The organism is Vibrio fluminensis, from assembly GCF_015278125.1.
GTDB lineage: Bacteria > Pseudomonadota > Gammaproteobacteria > Enterobacterales > Vibrionaceae > Vibrio > Vibrio fluminensis.
Map to the genome: position 1 here is coordinate 23,352 of NZ_JADILO010000032.1, position 16,696 is coordinate 40,047.

A 16,696-nucleotide genomic window follows, 5' to 3' on the forward strand; every position below is an offset into this window, starting at 1 on the left:
TTCAGTTGTGAAACTCTAAAAGTATCTGGTGTAAATATCAGAGAGTAGTGGGCAAGGAGGGCGAACCTCCTTGCCGGTGTCGGTTACTTGATTAGACCAACTTCTTTGTAGTATTTCTCTGCACCTGGGTGTAGAGGAATTGAAAGACCAGCTTGCACCATGTCTTCTTTTTTAAGATTTGCGAACGCAGGGTGTAGACGTTTGAACGTGTCGAAGTTTTCAAACACGGCTTTAGCTACGTTATATGCAATCTCGTCGGAAACTTTTGCTGTTGTTACCATCGTTGCCGCAACACCAAAGCTGTTTACGTCTTTATCTGTGCCACGGTACATGCCTGCAGGTACTGTGCTAAATGCGTAGTAAGGATTGTCTCCAACGATCTTGTCAATGGCTTCGCCAGTTGCAGGGATCAGTTTTGCATCACATGACGTGGTCGCTTCTTTGATTGATCCATTTGGGTGGCCAACCACATAAACAAACGCATCAATCTTATTGTCACAAAGTGCTTGTGAACGCTCAGAGCCTTTTAGCTCAGAGGCAAGTTTAAAGCTGTCATTTGTCCAACCAAGAGCATCCATTACAACGCCCATAGTCGCACGGTCGCCCGAACCAGGGTTACCAATATTGACACGTTTACCTGCTAGATCTGAAACGTTTTCAATGCCTGAGTCAGAGCGAGCGATAATATTGAACGGTTCGGTATGTAGGGAGAACACTGCACGCAGGTCTTTGTATGGACCTTGATCAGCAAACTTGCTCGTACCGTTGTAACCGTGGTACTGCCAATCAGACTGAACGATACCGAAGTCCAACTCACCAGCACGAATGGTATTAACGTTATAGATAGAACCGCCAGTGGATTCTACTGAACAGCGAATGTTGTGTTCTTTACGACCTTTGTTAACAAGCTTACAAATTGCACCGCCAGTAGGGTAGTAAACACCAGTTACCGAACCAGTACCGATGGTAATAAACTCTTGCGCGTTTACTGCACCCGCACCCATAACTGCTGCTGCGATTGCGCCAGCTTGAATAAGTTTGTTAAATGCCATGAATGTTCCTTCCTTTATTCATTATTAGTCCTTCAGCAAGTATATCTGCTAAAAGAGTTTCCTATTTGGGAAACGGCATCTTTTTCAATCCTTTTGTTGAAAAAGTTGATAAATGATATCAAAAAACCGCAGATAATTACATGATTGTTAAAAAAAATAGCAAAAATAGCTAGTCGTTGCGGAGGGTGTATATTCTGCCATAGCAGGAAAAGTTCTTTTTACTCAGTCAGTTAAAATAATTGAGAGTTAGATCGGGGTTTTGACTAAGTTGTGAAATAAATCACACCTAAAAATAGATGTGATTAATCGTTTATGCTGCCGAGAGTCTATTCTAGCCTGCGTATTCAAATAGCTCACAGACGGATTTAAATAGTTGCTCGGTAGAAATAGAGAGGGTTGGGGTAATGAATATAGTATCGTCACCCGCAACAACACCCAGAATACCCTCAGATTTACCGAGAGAGTCGAGTAGGCGAGCGATAAGTTGTGCAGCCCCTGGACCAGTATGAATGACTACTAATGCAGCGTTGTAATCAACATCTAATACTAACTCGCGTAGTGAGCTTGAAACTGTTGGTACGCCAAGTTCTGCCGGTAAGCAGTAAACCATTTCCATTTTGGCATTACGCGTGCGTACTGCGCCGAATTTGGTCAACATACGAGAGACTTTAGATTGGTTAATATTCTCAAATCCTTCGTTTTTCAACGCTTCAACGATGTCGCCTTGTGAGCCAAAGCGCTCTTCTTTTAATAAGGCTTTAAAAGCACGTACGAGGTTATCTTGTTTTTCGGTATGACGCATAGTTCTCTATTTAACTCGCAACACTAAATTAAGTGCATAGTTTCGCATAATCATGCATTTTTCGCTAGTTAGTGGCGGAAAATAAGTTGAGAGTGTGACGGGAATAATGGCTGTGTTTGTTGACACTACTATTAGTTAAAACCTTGCTATTTAAAGGGATTGTCATGATATTATCGGTTTCCTTTTGTAGCACGAAAAACGCGAGTTGCGTGGCGTCGCAAAGCTGAAGTTAAATAATTGTAATTGGAAGTTAAATACTATAGCTTGAACGACAGAACTGTTTACAAATTACCCTACCAAAATATAGAAGAGACTACCTCTCAAGGAGAACTACGATGAAAGTAGCCGTAATTGGTGCCGCTGGTGGCATCGGTCAAGCCCTAGCCCTACTACTTAAAAATCGCCTTCCTGCAGGCTCAGATTTAGCTCTTTATGATATTGCGCCAGTAACACCAGGTGTTGCTGCGGATCTTAGTCATATACCAACACCAGTTTCGATCAAAGGTTATGCCGGTGAAGATCCTACGCCAGCACTTGAAGGTGCTGACGTAGTACTTATCTCTGCGGGTGTTGCTCGTAAACCAGGTATGGATCGTGCGGATCTTTTCAATGTCAATGCGGGTATCGTGAAAGCATTGGCAGAAAAAATTGCGGTTGTATGTCCAACAGCATGTATCGGTATCATTACGAACCCTGTAAACACCACAGTGCCAATCGCTGCTGAAGTGTTGAAAAAGGCAGGTGTTTATGACAAGCGCAAACTATTCGGCGTGACAACCCTTGATGTCATTCGTTCTGAAACTTTTGTTGCTGAGCTAAAAGATAAAGATCCAGGCGATGTGCGTGTGCCTGTGATTGGTGGTCACTCTGGTGTGACAATTCTGCCACTACTTTCTCAAGTTGAAGGTGTTGAGTTTACGGCTGAAGAAGTAGAAGCGCTAACGAAACGTATTCAAAACGCAGGTACTGAAGTGGTTGAAGCGAAAGCGGGCGGCGGTTCTGCAACGCTATCTATGGGTCAAGCCGCTTGTCGCTTTGGCCTAGCACTGGTTCGCGCGCTTCAAGGTGAAGAAGGCGTAGTTGAGTGTGCTTACGTAGAAGGTGCTGGTGAACATGCGCCATTCTTCGCTCAACCAGTGAAACTAGGTAAAGACGGTGTTGAAGAAGTACTGAGTTACGGTGAACTGAGTGCTTACGAAAAAGCGGCACTGGATGGCATGCTAGAAACCCTAAGCGGTGATATTCAAGTTGGCGTCGATTTCGCTAAGTAATTTGACCTCGCTTAACTGATAGTAAAAAGCCGATAGAGATATCGGCTTTTTTGATCTTTGCCCAAATACGTGCCGTACTTAAACCGAGGTTTCACAGGAGATGCGATATGGAACTTTCTGAGTTAAGACAAGGTATGCTTATTGAGAGCGCTCAAGGTAGTGGCAAAGTGTTGGTGATTGATGAGGTGACTCAATCGGTGTTGATTGAAAATCAGCAGAGTCACGAGCAATTCGCGGTGGGTGTTGAGGAAATTGTTGATGATCCTCAATTGCACTTAGGGTGCGATAAATATTACTAAGCGTATGAGATAGAGAAAAGGCAAGCCAAGTGGCTTGCCTTTTTTTAGTGATTTGAATGAGAGCTTACTTGCTACGATGAACTGACAAGTGGGCTAGCGTAATCAATGCTTGTTTGTATTCAGAATCAGGCAAGATAGCGAGTTCAGCGATGGCTTTATCTGCTTCTTCCACTGCTTTCGCGCGGGTGTACTCTAAAGATCCTGTTTGATCCATAGTTTGCAAAATCTCTTCTAAACGATCCATGCCGTTGGCTTTTTCGATCGCTTCGCGGATCATTGCAGCCTGTTCTGCGTTGCCATGTTGCATCGCATGCAGTAACGGCAAGGTTGGTTTGCCTTCAGCAAGGTCATCACCAACGTTTTTACCCATCTCTTCGCCGTCAGCAGTGTAGTCCATCACATCATCAATCAACTGGAAGGCAGTGCCAAGGTATTTACCGTAGTTCTGCATTGCCAATTCAACTTCGGCTGAAGAGTCAGTTAGGATCGCTCCAATTTGCGTCGCCGCTTCAAATAGACGTGCAGTCTTAGAGTAGATCACCTGCATGTAGCTTTCTTCGGTAGTATCGGGGTCGTTGCAGTTCATTAACTGCAATACTTCACCTTCAGCGATCACGTTTACCGCATCACTCATCAACTTAAGAATTTTTAGCGAGCCGAGCTCGGTCATCATTTGAAATGAGCGGGTGTAGATAAAGTCACCAACTAGCACGCTGGCCGCATTGCCAAACGCAGCGTTAGCGGTTGCTTTACCACGGCGCATATCAGATTCATCCACAACATCATCGTGCAACAGCGTTGCGGTGTGGATGAACTCAATAAAGGCCGCCGCAGTCGTGTGTGCATTGCCTTGATAACCAAGCGCACGAGCTGTCAGTACCGCTAAGAGTGGGCGTATGCGTTTGCCGCCACCACTGACGATATAGAAACCAAGTTGGTTAATTAGTGATACATCAGAGTTTAGCTGGGCTTGAATAGTTTCGTTCACTTTTGCCATGTCGTCGGCAGTAAGCGCTTGGATAGCTTTAAAATCCATTGTAATTCCGGCTGAGGTTAGAACCTGTCTGGTATTTATATCTAAATTGTTAACTGAATAATACACTAAAAAACGTTGATAAATACATGCTTTAAGGGCATGATCTCGGCACTTTTAATTGGCGACTAGCTTTTCGCCAATTTTTTCAAAATATGGCTTGTCATAGTGGCATTCATTCTGTAGAATCTGCGCCCTATTGATGATTAGTTTAGCGCACACCCTAGCTCATTATGTATGCAGGCTGTGCGGAAAAAGCGGAGTAAAATATGTACGCTGTTTTCCAATCTGGTGGTAAACAACACCGTGTAAGCGAAGGTCAAACTCTTCGTTTAGAAAAATTAGACGTTGAAACTGGCGCAACTGTAGAATTTGATAAAGTTCTTCTTGTTGCTAACGGTGAAAACATTCACGTTGGTGCACCTCTTGTTGAGGGTGGCAAAGTTGTAGCTGAAGTTGTACAACACGGTCGTGGCGATAAAGTTAAAATCGTTAAGTTCCGTCGTCGTAAGCACTCTCGTAAGCAGCAAGGTCACCGTCAGTGGTTCACTGAAGTGAAAATCACTGCAATCAACGCTTAATCGAATTAGGAGAGCTTAACAATGGCACACAAAAAAGCTGGTGGTTCTACTCGTAACGGCCGCGATTCAGAAAGCAAACGCCTAGGTGTTAAACGTTTCGGTGGCGAATCTGTTCTTGCAGGTAACATCATCGTTCGTCAACGTGGTACTAAGTTCCACGCTGGTAACAATGTAGGCCTTGGTAAAGACCACACTCTATTCGCTCTAACTGACGGTAAAGTTAAGTTTGAAGTGAAAGGTCCTAAAAACCGTAAATTCGTAAGCATCGAATCTGCTGAATAATCAGATTCTTAGCTTAGAACTAGGTTTCTAGCTGAATTTAAAAGCCCTGCCGATTCGGCGGGGTTTTTTATTTTTAGCAAGGGCAAATAACCAGAGGCTTTTAGTTTTTATAGCTGAACAGAGAAAACCTCTCGTTATTTGGTCCAAAGTAGGCGACCCAAGATCTCAGGTGATCGATCTATATATGGGATCTGCTAGAATTTATATCATTGTCAATTAGCTCAAATGAGCCTTGTAAGTGATATTGCAACGCACACAATGCGGAGTAACAAATGAAATTCGTTGATGAAGCGGTAGTTAAAGTTCAAGCCGGTGATGGCGGTAGTGGTGTAGTAAGTTTCTGGCGTGAGAAATTTATTACCAAAGGTGGTCCTGACGGCGGTGATGGTGGTGACGGCGGTGATGTTTACATCGTGGCTGACGAGAACCTAAACACGTTGATCGATTACCGTTTCCAACGCTTCTATGAAGCGGAGCGCGGCGAGAATGGTCGCGGCGGTAACTGTACTGGTAAACGCGGTAAAGACAAAGTGCTACGCGTGCCTGTTGGTACACGTGCGGTTGATATCCACACTAATGAAGTGGTAGCGGAAGTTGCGGAACACGGCAAGAAAATGATGGTTGCGAAAGGCGGCTGGCATGGTCTTGGTAACACGCGTTTTAAATCTTCAGTAAACCGCGCGCCACGTCAAAAAACACTAGGTACTAAAGGTGAGATTCGCGAACTGCGTCTTGAACTATTATTGTTAGCTGACGTTGGCATGCTTGGTCTGCCTAATGCTGGTAAATCAACTTTCATTCGCGCAGTCTCTGCAGCGAAGCCGAAAGTAGCGGATTACCCGTTCACAACATTAATCCCAAGTCTTGGCGTAGTAAGTGTTGTTCCTGAGAAGAGCTTTGTTGTTGCTGACATCCCTGGTCTAATCGAAGGTGCTGCTGACGGTGCAGGCCTAGGTATTCGCTTCTTGAAGCACCTAGAGCGTTGTCGCGTACTGCTACACATGATCGATATTATGCCGATTGATCAATCTGATCCGATCCAAAATGCATTAACGATCATTGATGAGCTAGAGCAATACAGCGAGAAACTGGCTGATAAACCTCGTTGGCTTGTGTTCAACAAAGTGGATCTAATGCCTGAAGAAGAAGCTAATGAAGTGATTCAAGGTATTTTGGATGCGCTAGGTTGGGAAGAAGAGTACTTCAAGATCTCAGCAGTGAACAAACAAGGCACGAAAGAGCTTTGTTACAAGCTAGCTGACTTTATGGAAACTCTACCTCGTGGTGAAGAAGAGATCAGCGAAGAAGATAAAGTTGATTTCATGTGGGATGATTACCACAAAGACGCGATGTCTGGTAAAGACGTTATTACTGAAGGTGATGACGACTGGGACGATGACGATTGGGATGACGAAGAAGATGACGGTCACGTTGTCTACGTTCGCGACTAATCCTCAAATAGAATTGAAAGCCGCAATTATTTGCGGCTTTTTTACGTCTTAAATCTGGTATCAAATCAAAGTTATTTGCGTTATTTTTGGTCACAATGTCATCCCGTCAAGGACGTGTTTGATTTTGGGAGTAGTAAAATCAGTATGGATACAAAGCAAAGAGCGGTTTCCCGCTTAATTGCACAAGCTGGCCAAATGCTGCTTGCTCATGGGGCGGAAAGTGCATTGGTTGGCAGCATCATGGAACGAATTGGTCTTGCCTGTGGCATGGATGAAGTTGAAGTTTCGCTTTCTGCAAGCTCGTTGGTCGTGACGACCGTTAATCGTGGACATTGCATTACTACGGCGAGACGCTGTGCAGATCGCGGTATCAACATGCGCGTGGTTACTCAAGTACAGCGGATCTGTATTATGCTAGAGCGCGGGATCATTGATGAATATCTTGCCCAGCATAAGATCAATCAGATCAGTCCAGAGCGTTATAATCGCTGGTTAGTGGTGGTGATGATCGGTTTGTCTTGTGCTGCATTTGCTCGCCTCGCGGGCGGCGACTGGGCAGTTTTTGCCATGACTTTTCTGGCCTCTTCAGTGGGGATGATTGTTCGCCAAGAATTTGGTCATCGCCATTTCAATCCTCTGCTTAATTTCGCTGTTACCGCTTTTGTCACTACAGCGATTTCTGTACAAGCCTATATCTACAATATTGGTAATTTACCTACGCTGGTAATGGCATCGTCAGTTTTGATGTTGGTACCGGGGGTACCTTTGATTAACTGTGTCGCTGACATGCTAAAAGGCTACGTTAATATGGGGATTGCCCGCTTTGTTATGGCGAGCCTGCTTACGCTTGCGACTTGTCTTGGCATTATTGCTGCCATGAGTGTTTTCGATGTGTGGGGGTGGCTATTATGAGTTTCTTCGAACTGCTGTTTGGTTTACTCAATGACATGTTCTTTGCGGCGATTCCTGCGGTCGGCTTTGCGTTGGTGTTTAATGTGCCAGTTAAAGCTTTAAAATATTGTGCATTAGGCGGAGCGATCGGTCACGGTTCGCGTTATCTGATGATGCACTTTGGAGTCCCGATTGAATGGGCCACCTTCTTTGCCGCGACCTTTGTTGGCATGATCGGTGTTCATTGGTCTCATAAACTATTGGCTCACCCGAAAGTCTTTACCGTGGCGTCACTGATTCCCATGGTACCGGGAGTGTTTGCCTTTAAAGCCATGATCGCGCTAGTTGAGCTCAACCACCGTGGCTTTGAGCCACAGTTATTAGAGATGCTGGCGACTAACTTTTTGAAAGCGATGTTTATTATCGCTGGACTTGCGGTTGGCTTAGCAATGCCAGGCTTGTTATTCTATCGCCGGCGCCCGATTGTTTAAACACATAGGCAACGCCCCCCTTTTACAGAAAGTTAGGCTCAATAAATAGGATAACGGAATGATTATTAGCATGATTGCCGCGATGGCAGACGAGCGTATTATTGGTAAAGACAATCAAATGCCATGGCATCTCCCAGCCGACTTTGCTTGGTTTAAGCGTTGCACACTAGGTAAGCCGGTTATTATGGGCCGTAAGACCTATGAATCAATTGGTCGTCCGCTGCCTGGTCGTCAGAATATCGTGATCAGCCGTGATGACACGCTTCTCATTGAAGGCGTTGAAACTGCAACGTCGATTGAGCAGGCGTTAGAGGTTGCTGGAGAGGTAGAAGAAGTGATGATCATTGGCGGTGGTGCAATTTACGCGGCATGCTTACCGATGGCTACGCGTCTCTACATCACCCACATTGATGCAAAGATTGAGGGTGACACCCAATTTCCAGCGTGGGATGAAAGCTTTATTGAGAGCTACTCAGAGAGCTACAGCGCTGATGAGAAGAATGTTCACGATATGCGCTTTACGGTTTTGGATAGAGAGTAGGGCGCGAAGCGTAGCTTCGCTTTGTATGGACGCTTCGCTGACGGATGAGAGAACACTGCGTTTACGGAAAGTAAATCGGAGCTTCACTATTAGATACGGGACAGTTTAGTTACTCAGAAACTGTGAGATGTTGATATCGCGAGTTCCCTCGCGATTCCGTCGTCCGTAGCATTGCGTTCCGTAATCCATGCGTTAACTATGCTAACGCAGGTTGAGTGAAAAACTGTTTGTCTTCCCAGCGCAGCATCGTGAGTGAGCCCCCCCAGACGCAGCCAGTATCTAGGCCAATTTCTTTGTCGCTTTGGTGCCCTTCAAGTGCCGCCCAGTGACCAAATATCACCGCTTTATCTAATCGGATTCGACTTGGTAGCTCAAACCAAGGTACAAGCTCATCACTGGTGACTTCTTGTGGTGGCAATTTGCAATCCATATCGAGCCTAGCATCGGCAAAACAAAAACGCATACGGGTAAAAGCGTTGATAATGTAGCGGTAGCGCTCAATGCCTTGCAGCTCGCTATCCCACCAGTCCGGTTGATTGGCATACATGTTTTCAATTAACCAAGTCCAATCTTGGCTTTGTAAGATTTGTTCCACTTCTTTAGCGTTTGCTCTAGCCGTGGCTAAATCCCATTGAGGGGAAATACCAGCGTGACTCATCACGAACTCTTCATGTTCCGCCATTAGCGGCTGGTGACGTAGCCATGTCAGAAGCTCATCTTTATCTTCAGCGGCAAAAATCGGCGCGGTTTGATCTTTGTCTTTAACGCGATGAATCCCCAGAGACACGGCGAGTAAGTGTAAGTCATGGTTGCCCAGTACGACTTTCGCACAATCACCGAGTTGTTTAACAAAACGGAGTGTTTCTAGTGATTTAGGTCCTCGAGCGACCAAATCACCTGCGAGCCAGAGTTGATCGTGAGCTGGATTGAATTGCACAGTGTTAAGTAGCTGCCTGAGCTCATCAAAGCAGCCTTGTATATCGCCAACGATATATGTTGCCACAGAATTTTCCTAGTTTAAGACATTGGGAATCGCGAGACGAAACGGCTCTATTTCAGCATGGAACTGCTGACCTTTTGCATCCAGCATGATGTACTGGCCTTGCATAACACCGACAGGTGTTTCAATCGCTGTACCGCTGGTATACGTATACTCGTCATTGCCTTCAATAAAAGGCTGTTGCCCAACCACACCTTCGCCTTCAACCGTGACTTGTTTGCCGTTGGCATCAGTAATCAGCCAGCGACGAGCAATCAGTTGTACCGTTTCAGTACTGAGATTTTTGACGGTGATAATATAAGCGAAGATATAGCGTTTTTCTGCTGGATCGGACTGTTCCGCAATATAGCGGGTATGAACTTGGACTTTAATACAAGGTTGAGAGATATCCATATAAACTCCTCGTAAAGCCAAACAAAAAGGGCGCGAGTGCGCCCTTAAAGATTATGCTTGATGGCTGCTGTTTGCATCCAACCAGTTAGCCATAGCAACAAATTGCTCTAACGTTAGGTTCTCTGGACGCATGGCTGGGTTTACACCTAGCTCTTCCAAAGTTTCTGTACTCATTAATGCTTTGTAGCAGTTGCGTACTGTCTTACGGCGTTGGTTGAAACCTTCACGACATACACGCTCAAGCCATTTTAGGCTTGTTGCTGGGTGCGGAAGTGTTTCGTAAGGCACTAGACGTACAACTGCCGAGTCCACTTTCGGTGGCGGAACAAACGCCGTTGGCGGTACTTCAAGTACTGGAACTACTTTACAGTAATACTGCGCCATAACCGTTAGACGGCCATAAGCTTTACTGCCCGGACCTGCTGCTAGACGGTTTACCACTTCTTTTTGCAGCATAAAGTGCATGTCTGAAATATCCGCATGGAATTCAAACAGGTGGAACATCAACGGTGTTGAAATGTTATATGGTAGGTTACCGAAAATGCGCAGCTTATTGTTTGGTTTCACCAATTGAGTGAAGTCGAAGCGCATTGCATCGCCTTCGTGGATAGTCAATTTATCAGCAAGTTCTGGGTGATTACGCAGACGCTCTGCAAGGTCGCGGTCAAGTTCGATAACAGTAAACTTATCCACTTCGCGGCCGACAGGCTCGGTAATTGCGCCTAAACCAGGACCGATCTCAACTAGGTTTTGACCTGGTCTTGGGTTGATAGCTGAAACAATACCATCAATGATATATGGATCGTTTAGGAAGTTTTGACCAAAACGTTTACGCGCTTTGTGCCCTAGATGGACATCATTTCTCATTGTTTCTTCTCTACTAAATCTATTGCGTGCGCCAATGCTGTTCGGAAGCTCCCTGTATCTGCTGAACCCGTGCCAGCAAGATCAAGTGCTGTACCGTGGTCCACCGATGTCCGAATAAATGGTAGGCCGAGTGTGATATTCACTGAGCGACCAAATCCTTTGTATTTTAGCACGGGAAGTACTTGGTCGTGATACATGCCAAGAACCGCATCCGCATCTTGTAAATACTTTTCGTTAAAGATGGTGTCAGCTGGAAGTGGACCAATCAGGTTAATGCTTTTTTCCTGTTTGATACGCTCTAAAGTTGGCGTAATTGTCTCTATTTCTTCTCTGCCTAAACAGCCATCTTCCCCTGCGTGAGGATTAAGCCCGCAAACATAGATGTTTGGCTGACGAATAGCAAATTTTTCTACTAAATCGGTATGCAAAATCTCGATGATTTTTTCTAAGCGCTCAGCTGTTACCGCTTTTGATACGCAAGCCAGTGGTATATGAGTAGTGACTAGTGCAACGCGTAAACCTTCAGTGGCGAGCATCATTACCACAAGTGGTGTATTTGATTTTTCAGCGAAAAATTCAGTATGCCCACTAAAAGCAACCCCGGCACGGTTGATCACACCTTTATGTACTGGACCTGTTACAACCGCATCGAATTCACCAGCCATACAACCATTAGCAGCACGCTCAAGAGTTTGTAGTACATAATGACCATTCGCTTCATCAAGTTGACCTGCGATAACACTAGTCGCCAAGGGAATATGATCAATAATGAGCGAGCCAGCTTGCTGTTTGGTTGCTGGTTGAGATGCATCGTAATCATGCAGAGTGACGTCTATACCAAGCAGTTCAGCACGCTGGGCTAACATTGTTTTGTCAGCACAGACCACAATTTGATGATCCCAACCCTCTTTAGAGAGGGCGAGGACTAAATCTGGACCGATACCCGCAGGTTCACCTGCGGTTACCACGATTCGCTTAATTGCCATTTTGCTGATCCTTTACCATCTCAACATAGGCACCAGCACGGATTTCTTGTAGCCATGCGCTGGCTTCTTCGTTGAACTTACGGTTAAACAGAATACGATAGGCTTTGTTCTTCATTGCTGAATCAGTACGGTCAACTTCACGGCGATCGAGAACTTCGACAATGTGCCAACCATGAACAGTTTTGAATGGCGCGCTAATTTGACCAATCGCTAACGTATCTACTTGGTGTTTAAATTCAGGGACGTAAATATCCGATGTTTGGTAACCTAGCTCACCATTTTGTGCAGCAGAGCCAGGGTCTTGGCTGTATTGCTGCGCTAGTTCACCAAATGTTGCTTCGCCAGCGTTGATTTGACGAATGATTTCGTTAAGTTGCTTTTGTACGCCTTCATCACTCAAAATGACGGTTGGCTTGATAAGAATATGGCGTGCATTAATTTCGGTTACAGCAACGGTTTCTAAGCCTTTCACATCTTCGATTTTTAGAATGTGGTAGCCCACACCGCTCGAGAATGGCCCAATAATACTACCTTTGTTTTGTAGCTTGATTTGATCGGCAAAGATGGTTGGCATTTCTTCTTTACGCATCCAACCCCAATCACCGCCTTGCAGTGCCTTAGGGCCTTTTGAGTAGGTGTAAGCTAATTTCTCAAAGTCTTCACCGTTCTTGATGCGTTTCACTAATTCTTCAGCTTGCGCCTGAACTTTGGCTTTGTCGTCACCGTCGTTCACACGCAGTTGGATGTGACCGATTTTATACTGTACGGTTGCGTTGGTTTCATTGGCTAATGCTTCGGCCAAATTATCCACTTCGGCTGGTAAGATATTGATACGGCGGCGAACTAAAGTATTACGTGCTTCACTCGCTGCAATTTCATTGCGTACTTGCTCACGAAACTCTGCATAAGAGATACCTTCTTCATTAATTGAAGCAATGAGCTGTTCAACTGTCTGTCCGTTGTTTTTGGCAATATCTGCGATCGCTGCATTTAGGCGATTGTCATCAATACGGATGCCGATACGTTCAGCTTCTTGTTGTTGAATGGTTTCAAGGATCAACTTTTCTTCAACTTGCTCAATCAACGCGCTTTTGTCTGGTAGAGATTGACCATTCTTTTTGGCATTGATCGTGAGTGTTTTGAGTGCGGTGTCGATATCACTTTGTAGTACCACACCGTCATTGACAATAATTGCCACTTTGTCCATTTCAACCATATCAGCATTGGCTGCACCGATATGACATGCCGCTACAAGGGTAAGCAGCGCCGTTTTCCAAGTTTTCATCAATAACCCTTAAATATTTGCTAGCCTAAAGAGGCTGGCTTGAAAAATTAATTATTTAGGAAGAATGGGCGACCATAGCCCAACGAGTTGCCTGAGCTGTCTGCTCCTGCGAGTCCTGAACCTGCGCCGATATTCGTACCAAAACCAACGATACCAAAGTTGATACTAAAGTTGTTTTCATACTCTGCATCTGCCTCTGGATAGCTAGCAAAACTCGGATCCCAACTGCGCAGTTGGTTGCTGTAAGTGAAACCGATATACCAGCAATCATCAATGTAGTTAAGACGAGCTAGCCATTCGATAGATTGCTCAGTGGTTAAATCATAAAAATACTGTGCGCTCGCATTCCAGTTTGGTGAGAAAGTGTAACCGGTTAATATGCCCGCTTGTGAGATACCATCACGGGTAATTGAGTTGATACTACAATTTGGATCCGCATCTTTATCACAAGAAACAATGCTATCAAGATCAACCGTTTGTGCAATGTACTCTTTGGTTACATAGCGGTAGTTACCTTGGATATAGCCGTTGCCAGAGCGATATTCAAGCGTACTGTTAGCCACTTGCATCTCGCTAGAGTCCACGTCGTATTGAACGCCACCATGATAGAAGAGGTAATCGTTAAAGTTGAAATCCATTTCAACTGCCCATGCTGAGTAGTTGGTAGAATCATCTTCACTGGTAATTGAGTTAGTTGTTTTAGACGATTTGTCTAAATAGAAAATCTGACCGAACGAGATATTCAAGCGCTCTTTGTACATGTCATCAAAGAAGCGAGTTGAAGCACCATAGCTAAACTGGTTTGCACTCGCAATTCTATCTACGCCACTGAACTTACGACTGCGAAATAGTCCATAGTAGTCAGTTTGTAGCAGCGTTGTATCGTACAGGTAGATATCGGATTGATCTTCTTTCGGTACATATAGGTACTGAACTTGTGGTTCTAATGTTTGTGTATAGCCACCAAATACATAGCTATCACGTTCAAGCACAATGCCTGCATGTGAGCGGAATTCAGGAATAATTCGCGTCACATTCTCTTTTAGGTTGTACTGCTCGAACTGTTGATCATTAAGATCCAAACCGTTTAAGTCTTGTTGATAGTAGGTACCTAGCATACGGGCTTCGGTCGTCCAAGAGCCCCAGGTCGTGTGGATTGGAATAGTAATACCAGGTTCAACGTGCACACGGGTTGCCGATGGCTTAGTGGTATCGTCAGTATCAAAACGTGATACGTGGCTAACGACATCGAAGTCTAAGAACGGCGCAATCTGTGGTGAATAGTAGTTAAACGATAGTTGTGGTAGTAAGCGATAAGGCAAATTACCTTCTTCGGTCAACACTTGGAAATCACGCGCTAAAAGCTTAGCGTCCCAATTTTGGGTACGGTACTGGACTTCACCTTCTTGAATCAGTTGGCCATCTTCTCGCTTACCAATGTTCGAATCGACATCGGAGAAATAGTCGATATCGCTTACTTTTGAGTAATCAATATCAAACTTCCAGTTTTGCGCGTAGATACCATCGTGGGTGTATTGGAAGCCCCAGCGATCGCCTTTGTCCAAATATTTTTTATCATCAGGCAAATATTCAGACTCGATTTGGCCATGACCAAAGTCGGTTAAATAGCGGAAGGTACTATTAAGTTGAGTCCCGCGTTTTTCCATGTACTTTAGAGTGGTTTCCAAATCATAGTTTGGTGCTAAGTTCCAATAGATAGGCACTTCAAACTCGACACCATCGCTTGAACCATAAGAGGCGGTTGGGTATAGAAAACCGGTCTTACGCGTATCACCAATGGGTACGGTTAGATATGGCAAATAGAATACGGGTACTTGTTGGATCTCGAAGCGAGGGTTAAAAAAGGTCGCCTCTTCTTCATTTTGGTCGATCTCGATACTCGATGCCTTCATGCGCCAAGAATTATCGCCTTCAGGGCATGAGGTAATTGAGCCATCTTCGATTTCGTACATGGCTTTGCCAGTTTTAGAGACGTAAACAGCTTCACCACGACCAGGTTCACAGAGGAACTGATATTTCGTGTTGTTTAGCTCAACATACTCAGTGTTGAGGTTATTAACCGCTTTATCTGAAATCGTTTTAACTTGGCCATCACTAAACGTTACATTACCTTCCGCCACAACGACATTATCTTGCTGGTGTAGCGTCACGCTGTCGGCTAGCATCCGCTTTTTGCCTTGTACAACAACGACATTACCGCTATAAGTGGCTTTGTCACCATTAACGCCTTCAAGGCTATCGGCTTCTACGTTAATTGGTAGCTGATTTGGATTTTCTGCGTCAGGTTGGTCGATCAAGCATTGATCTATAGCAGGTAGTTCCTGCACACTATCATCGGTTAGGGCTTCATTGGCTTGAATCTGCGGTGCAAATAGTGCGGCACTGATTGAAGCGGCTAGTAACGTACGTGGAAAACGTGACATCGAGTTTTACTATCCTGTTGAACTTGATAAATTCGGTGAATAGACAACCGAACAAAGAATAAAACGGTCTTTATCATAAAGGAATTTAAACCATCCGGCACTATCAGACCGCTTAACGATGAAAAAATTCATAGATTGAGAGCACATAATGCATAATTTGGGCAAAATTTTAGGTGCCATATTTGGTTTTTTGTTTGGCCACATTCCTGGCGCCATATTTGGTTTGTTTATCGGACATCAATTCGATAAAGCACGCCGATTAAGACAAGCTGGCTTCAACTCATCACCATTTAGTAGTGGTCCAAGCCAAGCACAAAAACAAGACGAGTTTTTTAAAGCCGCGTTTGCTGTGATGGGGCATGTAGCGAAAGCTAAAGGACAAGTGACTCGAGAAGAAATTCAACTCGCAAGTGCCATGATGGATCGTATGAATTTACATGGTGAGCAGCGCACAGCGGCACAAAATGCGTTTCGCGATGGTAAATCAACGGATTTCCCTCTCGATTCAGTATTGGCGCGAGTGAAGATTTCCTCAGGTGGTCGTTTTGATTTATTGCAGTTTTTCTTAGAGCTTCAGATTTCGGCAGCTTTTGCCGATGGTGATATCCATCCAAGCGAGCGTGAGGTATTGCATCGCGTGGCTGAAGGCTTAGGTTTCTCTACTCAGCAACTAGAACAGCGCCTGCGGATGCAGGAAGCTGCATTTAGATTTCAACGTGGTGGCTTTGATGGTCATGCAGGTAGTGGCCACCAACAATCAGGTAGTTGGCAACAAGCAACTTCTGCAAGCCAACTAAGCGATGCCTACAAGGTGCTTGGTGTGGATGAAGATGCGGATTCAAAAAGTGTTAAACGCGCTTACCGCAAATTGATGAATGAGCATCATCCAGATAAGTTGATGGCGAAAGGTTTACCGCCAGAAATGATGAATGTAGCCAAAGAGAAGTCGCAAGAAATCCAAAATGCGTATGATTTGATTAAGAAGATCAAAGGCTTTAAATAGCATTCCGTTTTATCGGCATGATTG

At 44.8% G+C, this 16,696-nt stretch carries 17 protein-coding genes and 1 pseudogene; 9 read left to right on the plus strand and 9 right to left on the minus strand.

Annotated elements, in window-relative coordinates:
• Positions 1-83: 83 nt before the first annotated feature.
• Complete coding sequence (locus IRQ95_RS17825) at positions 84-1,052, minus strand: TAXI family TRAP transporter solute-binding subunit (RefSeq protein ID WP_194438426.1); 969 nt, start codon at positions 1,050-1,052, stop codon at positions 84-86.
• Positions 1,053-1,383: 331 nt separating this feature from the next.
• Positions 1,384-1,854, minus strand: a complete 471-nt coding sequence (argR, locus tag IRQ95_RS17830; protein ID WP_194438428.1) for a transcriptional regulator ArgR — start codon at positions 1,852-1,854, stop codon at positions 1,384-1,386.
• 335 nt (positions 1,855-2,189) lie between these two features.
• Between argR and mdh the strand changes: the two genes are divergently transcribed.
• Positions 2,190-3,125 (plus strand): malate dehydrogenase, encoded by a 936-nt coding sequence (mdh, locus tag IRQ95_RS17835; RefSeq protein WP_194438430.1) that lies wholly within the window; start codon positions 2,190-2,192, stop codon positions 3,123-3,125.
• 107 nt (positions 3,126-3,232) lie between these two features.
• Complete coding sequence (locus tag IRQ95_RS17840; protein ID WP_194438432.1) at positions 3,233-3,424, plus strand: hypothetical protein; 192 nt, start codon at positions 3,233-3,235, stop codon at positions 3,422-3,424.
• 64 nt (positions 3,425-3,488) lie between these two features.
• On the opposite strand, the gene ispB is transcribed toward IRQ95_RS17840, so the two are convergent.
• Positions 3,489-4,460, minus strand: a complete 972-nt coding sequence (ispB, locus tag IRQ95_RS17845) for an octaprenyl diphosphate synthase (RefSeq protein ID WP_075649413.1) — start codon at positions 4,458-4,460, stop codon at positions 3,489-3,491.
• 266 nt (positions 4,461-4,726) lie between these two features.
• Between ispB and rplU the strand changes: the two genes are divergently transcribed.
• The 6 genes and pseudogenes from rplU to folA form a co-directional block, all read left to right on the plus strand.
• Positions 4,727-5,038 (plus strand): 50S ribosomal protein L21, encoded by a 312-nt coding sequence (gene rplU / locus IRQ95_RS17850; protein ID WP_075649412.1) that lies wholly within the window; start codon positions 4,727-4,729, stop codon positions 5,036-5,038.
• 21 nt (positions 5,039-5,059) lie between these two features.
• Entirely contained in the window at positions 5,060-5,320 is a 261-nt protein-coding gene (gene rpmA, locus IRQ95_RS17855) for a 50S ribosomal protein L27 (protein WP_027251812.1), read from the plus strand.
• A 272-nt stretch (positions 5,321-5,592) separates the two neighbouring features.
• The gene (gene cgtA, locus IRQ95_RS17860; protein ID WP_194438440.1) at positions 5,593-6,771 is read left to right on the plus strand and encodes an Obg family GTPase CgtA; all 1,179 of its coding nucleotides are present in this window, start codon (positions 5,593-5,595) and stop codon (positions 6,769-6,771) included.
• 144 nt (positions 6,772-6,915) lie between these two features.
• Positions 6,916-7,683 carry a threonine/serine exporter family protein gene (locus tag IRQ95_RS17865; RefSeq protein ID WP_194438442.1) on the plus strand — a complete coding sequence of 256 codons (768 nt, stop codon included), beginning with the start codon at positions 6,916-6,918 and terminating at the stop codon, positions 7,681-7,683.
• Positions 7,680-8,153 carry a threonine/serine exporter family protein gene (locus IRQ95_RS17870; RefSeq protein ID WP_075649409.1) on the plus strand — a complete coding sequence of 158 codons (474 nt, stop codon included), beginning with the start codon at positions 7,680-7,682 and terminating at the stop codon, positions 8,151-8,153. The genes IRQ95_RS17865 and IRQ95_RS17870 overlap by 4 nt, the downstream gene beginning before the upstream one ends.
• A 49-nt stretch (positions 8,154-8,202) precedes the next feature.
• Positions 8,203-8,694, plus strand: a pseudogene (folA, locus tag IRQ95_RS17875) (type 3 dihydrofolate reductase); the annotation flags it as partial.
• 196 nt (positions 8,695-8,890) lie between these two features.
• Here the strand turns inward: folA and apaH are convergent.
• Genes apaH through lptD form a run of 6 tightly spaced genes read right to left on the minus strand, consistent with a single transcriptional unit; the run spans position 8,891 to position 15,669 of the window.
• On the minus strand, positions 8,891-9,697 hold the full coding sequence (gene apaH, locus IRQ95_RS17880) for a bis(5'-nucleosyl)-tetraphosphatase (symmetrical) ApaH (protein ID WP_194438446.1): 807 nt from the start codon (positions 9,695-9,697) through the stop codon (positions 8,891-8,893).
• A 9-nt stretch (positions 9,698-9,706) separates the two neighbouring features.
• Entirely contained in the window at positions 9,707-10,087 is a 381-nt protein-coding gene (apaG, locus tag IRQ95_RS17885) for a Co2+/Mg2+ efflux protein ApaG (RefSeq protein ID WP_194438448.1), read from the minus strand.
• A gap of 51 nt (positions 10,088-10,138) precedes the next feature.
• Positions 10,139-10,954: a 16S rRNA (adenine(1518)-N(6)/adenine(1519)-N(6))-dimethyltransferase RsmA gene (gene rsmA / locus IRQ95_RS17890; protein WP_194438450.1), complete on the minus strand. Its 816-nt coding sequence runs from the start codon at positions 10,952-10,954 to the stop codon at positions 10,139-10,141.
• Complete coding sequence (gene pdxA / locus IRQ95_RS17895; protein WP_194438452.1) at positions 10,951-11,940, minus strand: 4-hydroxythreonine-4-phosphate dehydrogenase PdxA; 990 nt, start codon at positions 11,938-11,940, stop codon at positions 10,951-10,953. Before pdxA ends, rsmA begins: the two co-directional genes overlap by 4 nt.
• On the minus strand, positions 11,930-13,225 hold the full coding sequence (surA, locus tag IRQ95_RS17900) for a peptidylprolyl isomerase SurA (protein ID WP_194438454.1): 1,296 nt from the start codon (positions 13,223-13,225) through the stop codon (positions 11,930-11,932). The genes pdxA and surA overlap by 11 nt, the downstream gene beginning before the upstream one ends.
• 47 nt (positions 13,226-13,272) lie before the next feature.
• Positions 13,273-15,669, minus strand: a complete 2,397-nt coding sequence (lptD, locus tag IRQ95_RS17905; RefSeq protein ID WP_194438456.1) for an LPS assembly protein LptD — start codon at positions 15,667-15,669, stop codon at positions 13,273-13,275.
• A gap of 148 nt (positions 15,670-15,817) precedes the next feature.
• Between lptD and djlA the strand changes: the two genes are divergently transcribed.
• Positions 15,818-16,672: a co-chaperone DjlA gene (djlA, locus tag IRQ95_RS17910; protein WP_194438463.1), complete on the plus strand. Its 855-nt coding sequence runs from the start codon at positions 15,818-15,820 to the stop codon at positions 16,670-16,672.
• Positions 16,673-16,696: the final 24 nt, after the last annotated feature.

Coding starts and splice junctions, on each gene's coding strand:
- argR (WP_194438428.1), bottom strand. CDS start 1,854: ATGCGTCATACCGAAAAACAAGATAACCTCGTACGTGCTTTTAAAGCC.
- pdxA (WP_194438452.1), bottom strand. CDS start 11,940: ATGGCAATTAAGCGAATCGTGGTAACCGCAGGTGAACCTGCGGGTATC.
- apaG (WP_194438448.1), bottom strand. CDS start 10,087: ATGGATATCTCTCAACCTTGTATTAAAGTCCAAGTTCATACCCGCTAT.
- mdh (WP_194438430.1), top strand. CDS start 2,190: ATGAAAGTAGCCGTAATTGGTGCCGCTGGTGGCATCGGTCAAGCCCTA.
- rsmA (WP_194438450.1), bottom strand. CDS start 10,954: ATGAGAAATGATGTCCATCTAGGGCACAAAGCGCGTAAACGTTTTGGT.
- rpmA (WP_027251812.1), top strand. CDS start 5,060: ATGGCACACAAAAAAGCTGGTGGTTCTACTCGTAACGGCCGCGATTCA.
- lptD (WP_194438456.1), bottom strand. CDS start 15,669: ATGTCACGTTTTCCACGTACGTTACTAGCCGCTTCAATCAGTGCCGCA.
- IRQ95_RS17870 (WP_075649409.1), top strand. CDS start 7,680: ATGAGTTTCTTCGAACTGCTGTTTGGTTTACTCAATGACATGTTCTTT.
- djlA (WP_194438463.1), top strand. CDS start 15,818: ATGCATAATTTGGGCAAAATTTTAGGTGCCATATTTGGTTTTTTGTTT.
- IRQ95_RS17825 (WP_194438426.1), bottom strand. CDS start 1,052: ATGGCATTTAACAAACTTATTCAAGCTGGCGCAATCGCAGCAGCAGTT.
- rplU (WP_075649412.1), top strand. CDS start 4,727: ATGTACGCTGTTTTCCAATCTGGTGGTAAACAACACCGTGTAAGCGAA.
- IRQ95_RS17865 (WP_194438442.1), top strand. CDS start 6,916: ATGGATACAAAGCAAAGAGCGGTTTCCCGCTTAATTGCACAAGCTGGC.
- IRQ95_RS17840 (WP_194438432.1), top strand. CDS start 3,233: ATGGAACTTTCTGAGTTAAGACAAGGTATGCTTATTGAGAGCGCTCAA.
- ispB (WP_075649413.1), bottom strand. CDS start 4,460: ATGGATTTTAAAGCTATCCAAGCGCTTACTGCCGACGACATGGCAAAA.
- cgtA (WP_194438440.1), top strand. CDS start 5,593: ATGAAATTCGTTGATGAAGCGGTAGTTAAAGTTCAAGCCGGTGATGGC.
- surA (WP_194438454.1), bottom strand. CDS start 13,225: ATGAAAACTTGGAAAACGGCGCTGCTTACCCTTGTAGCGGCATGTCAT.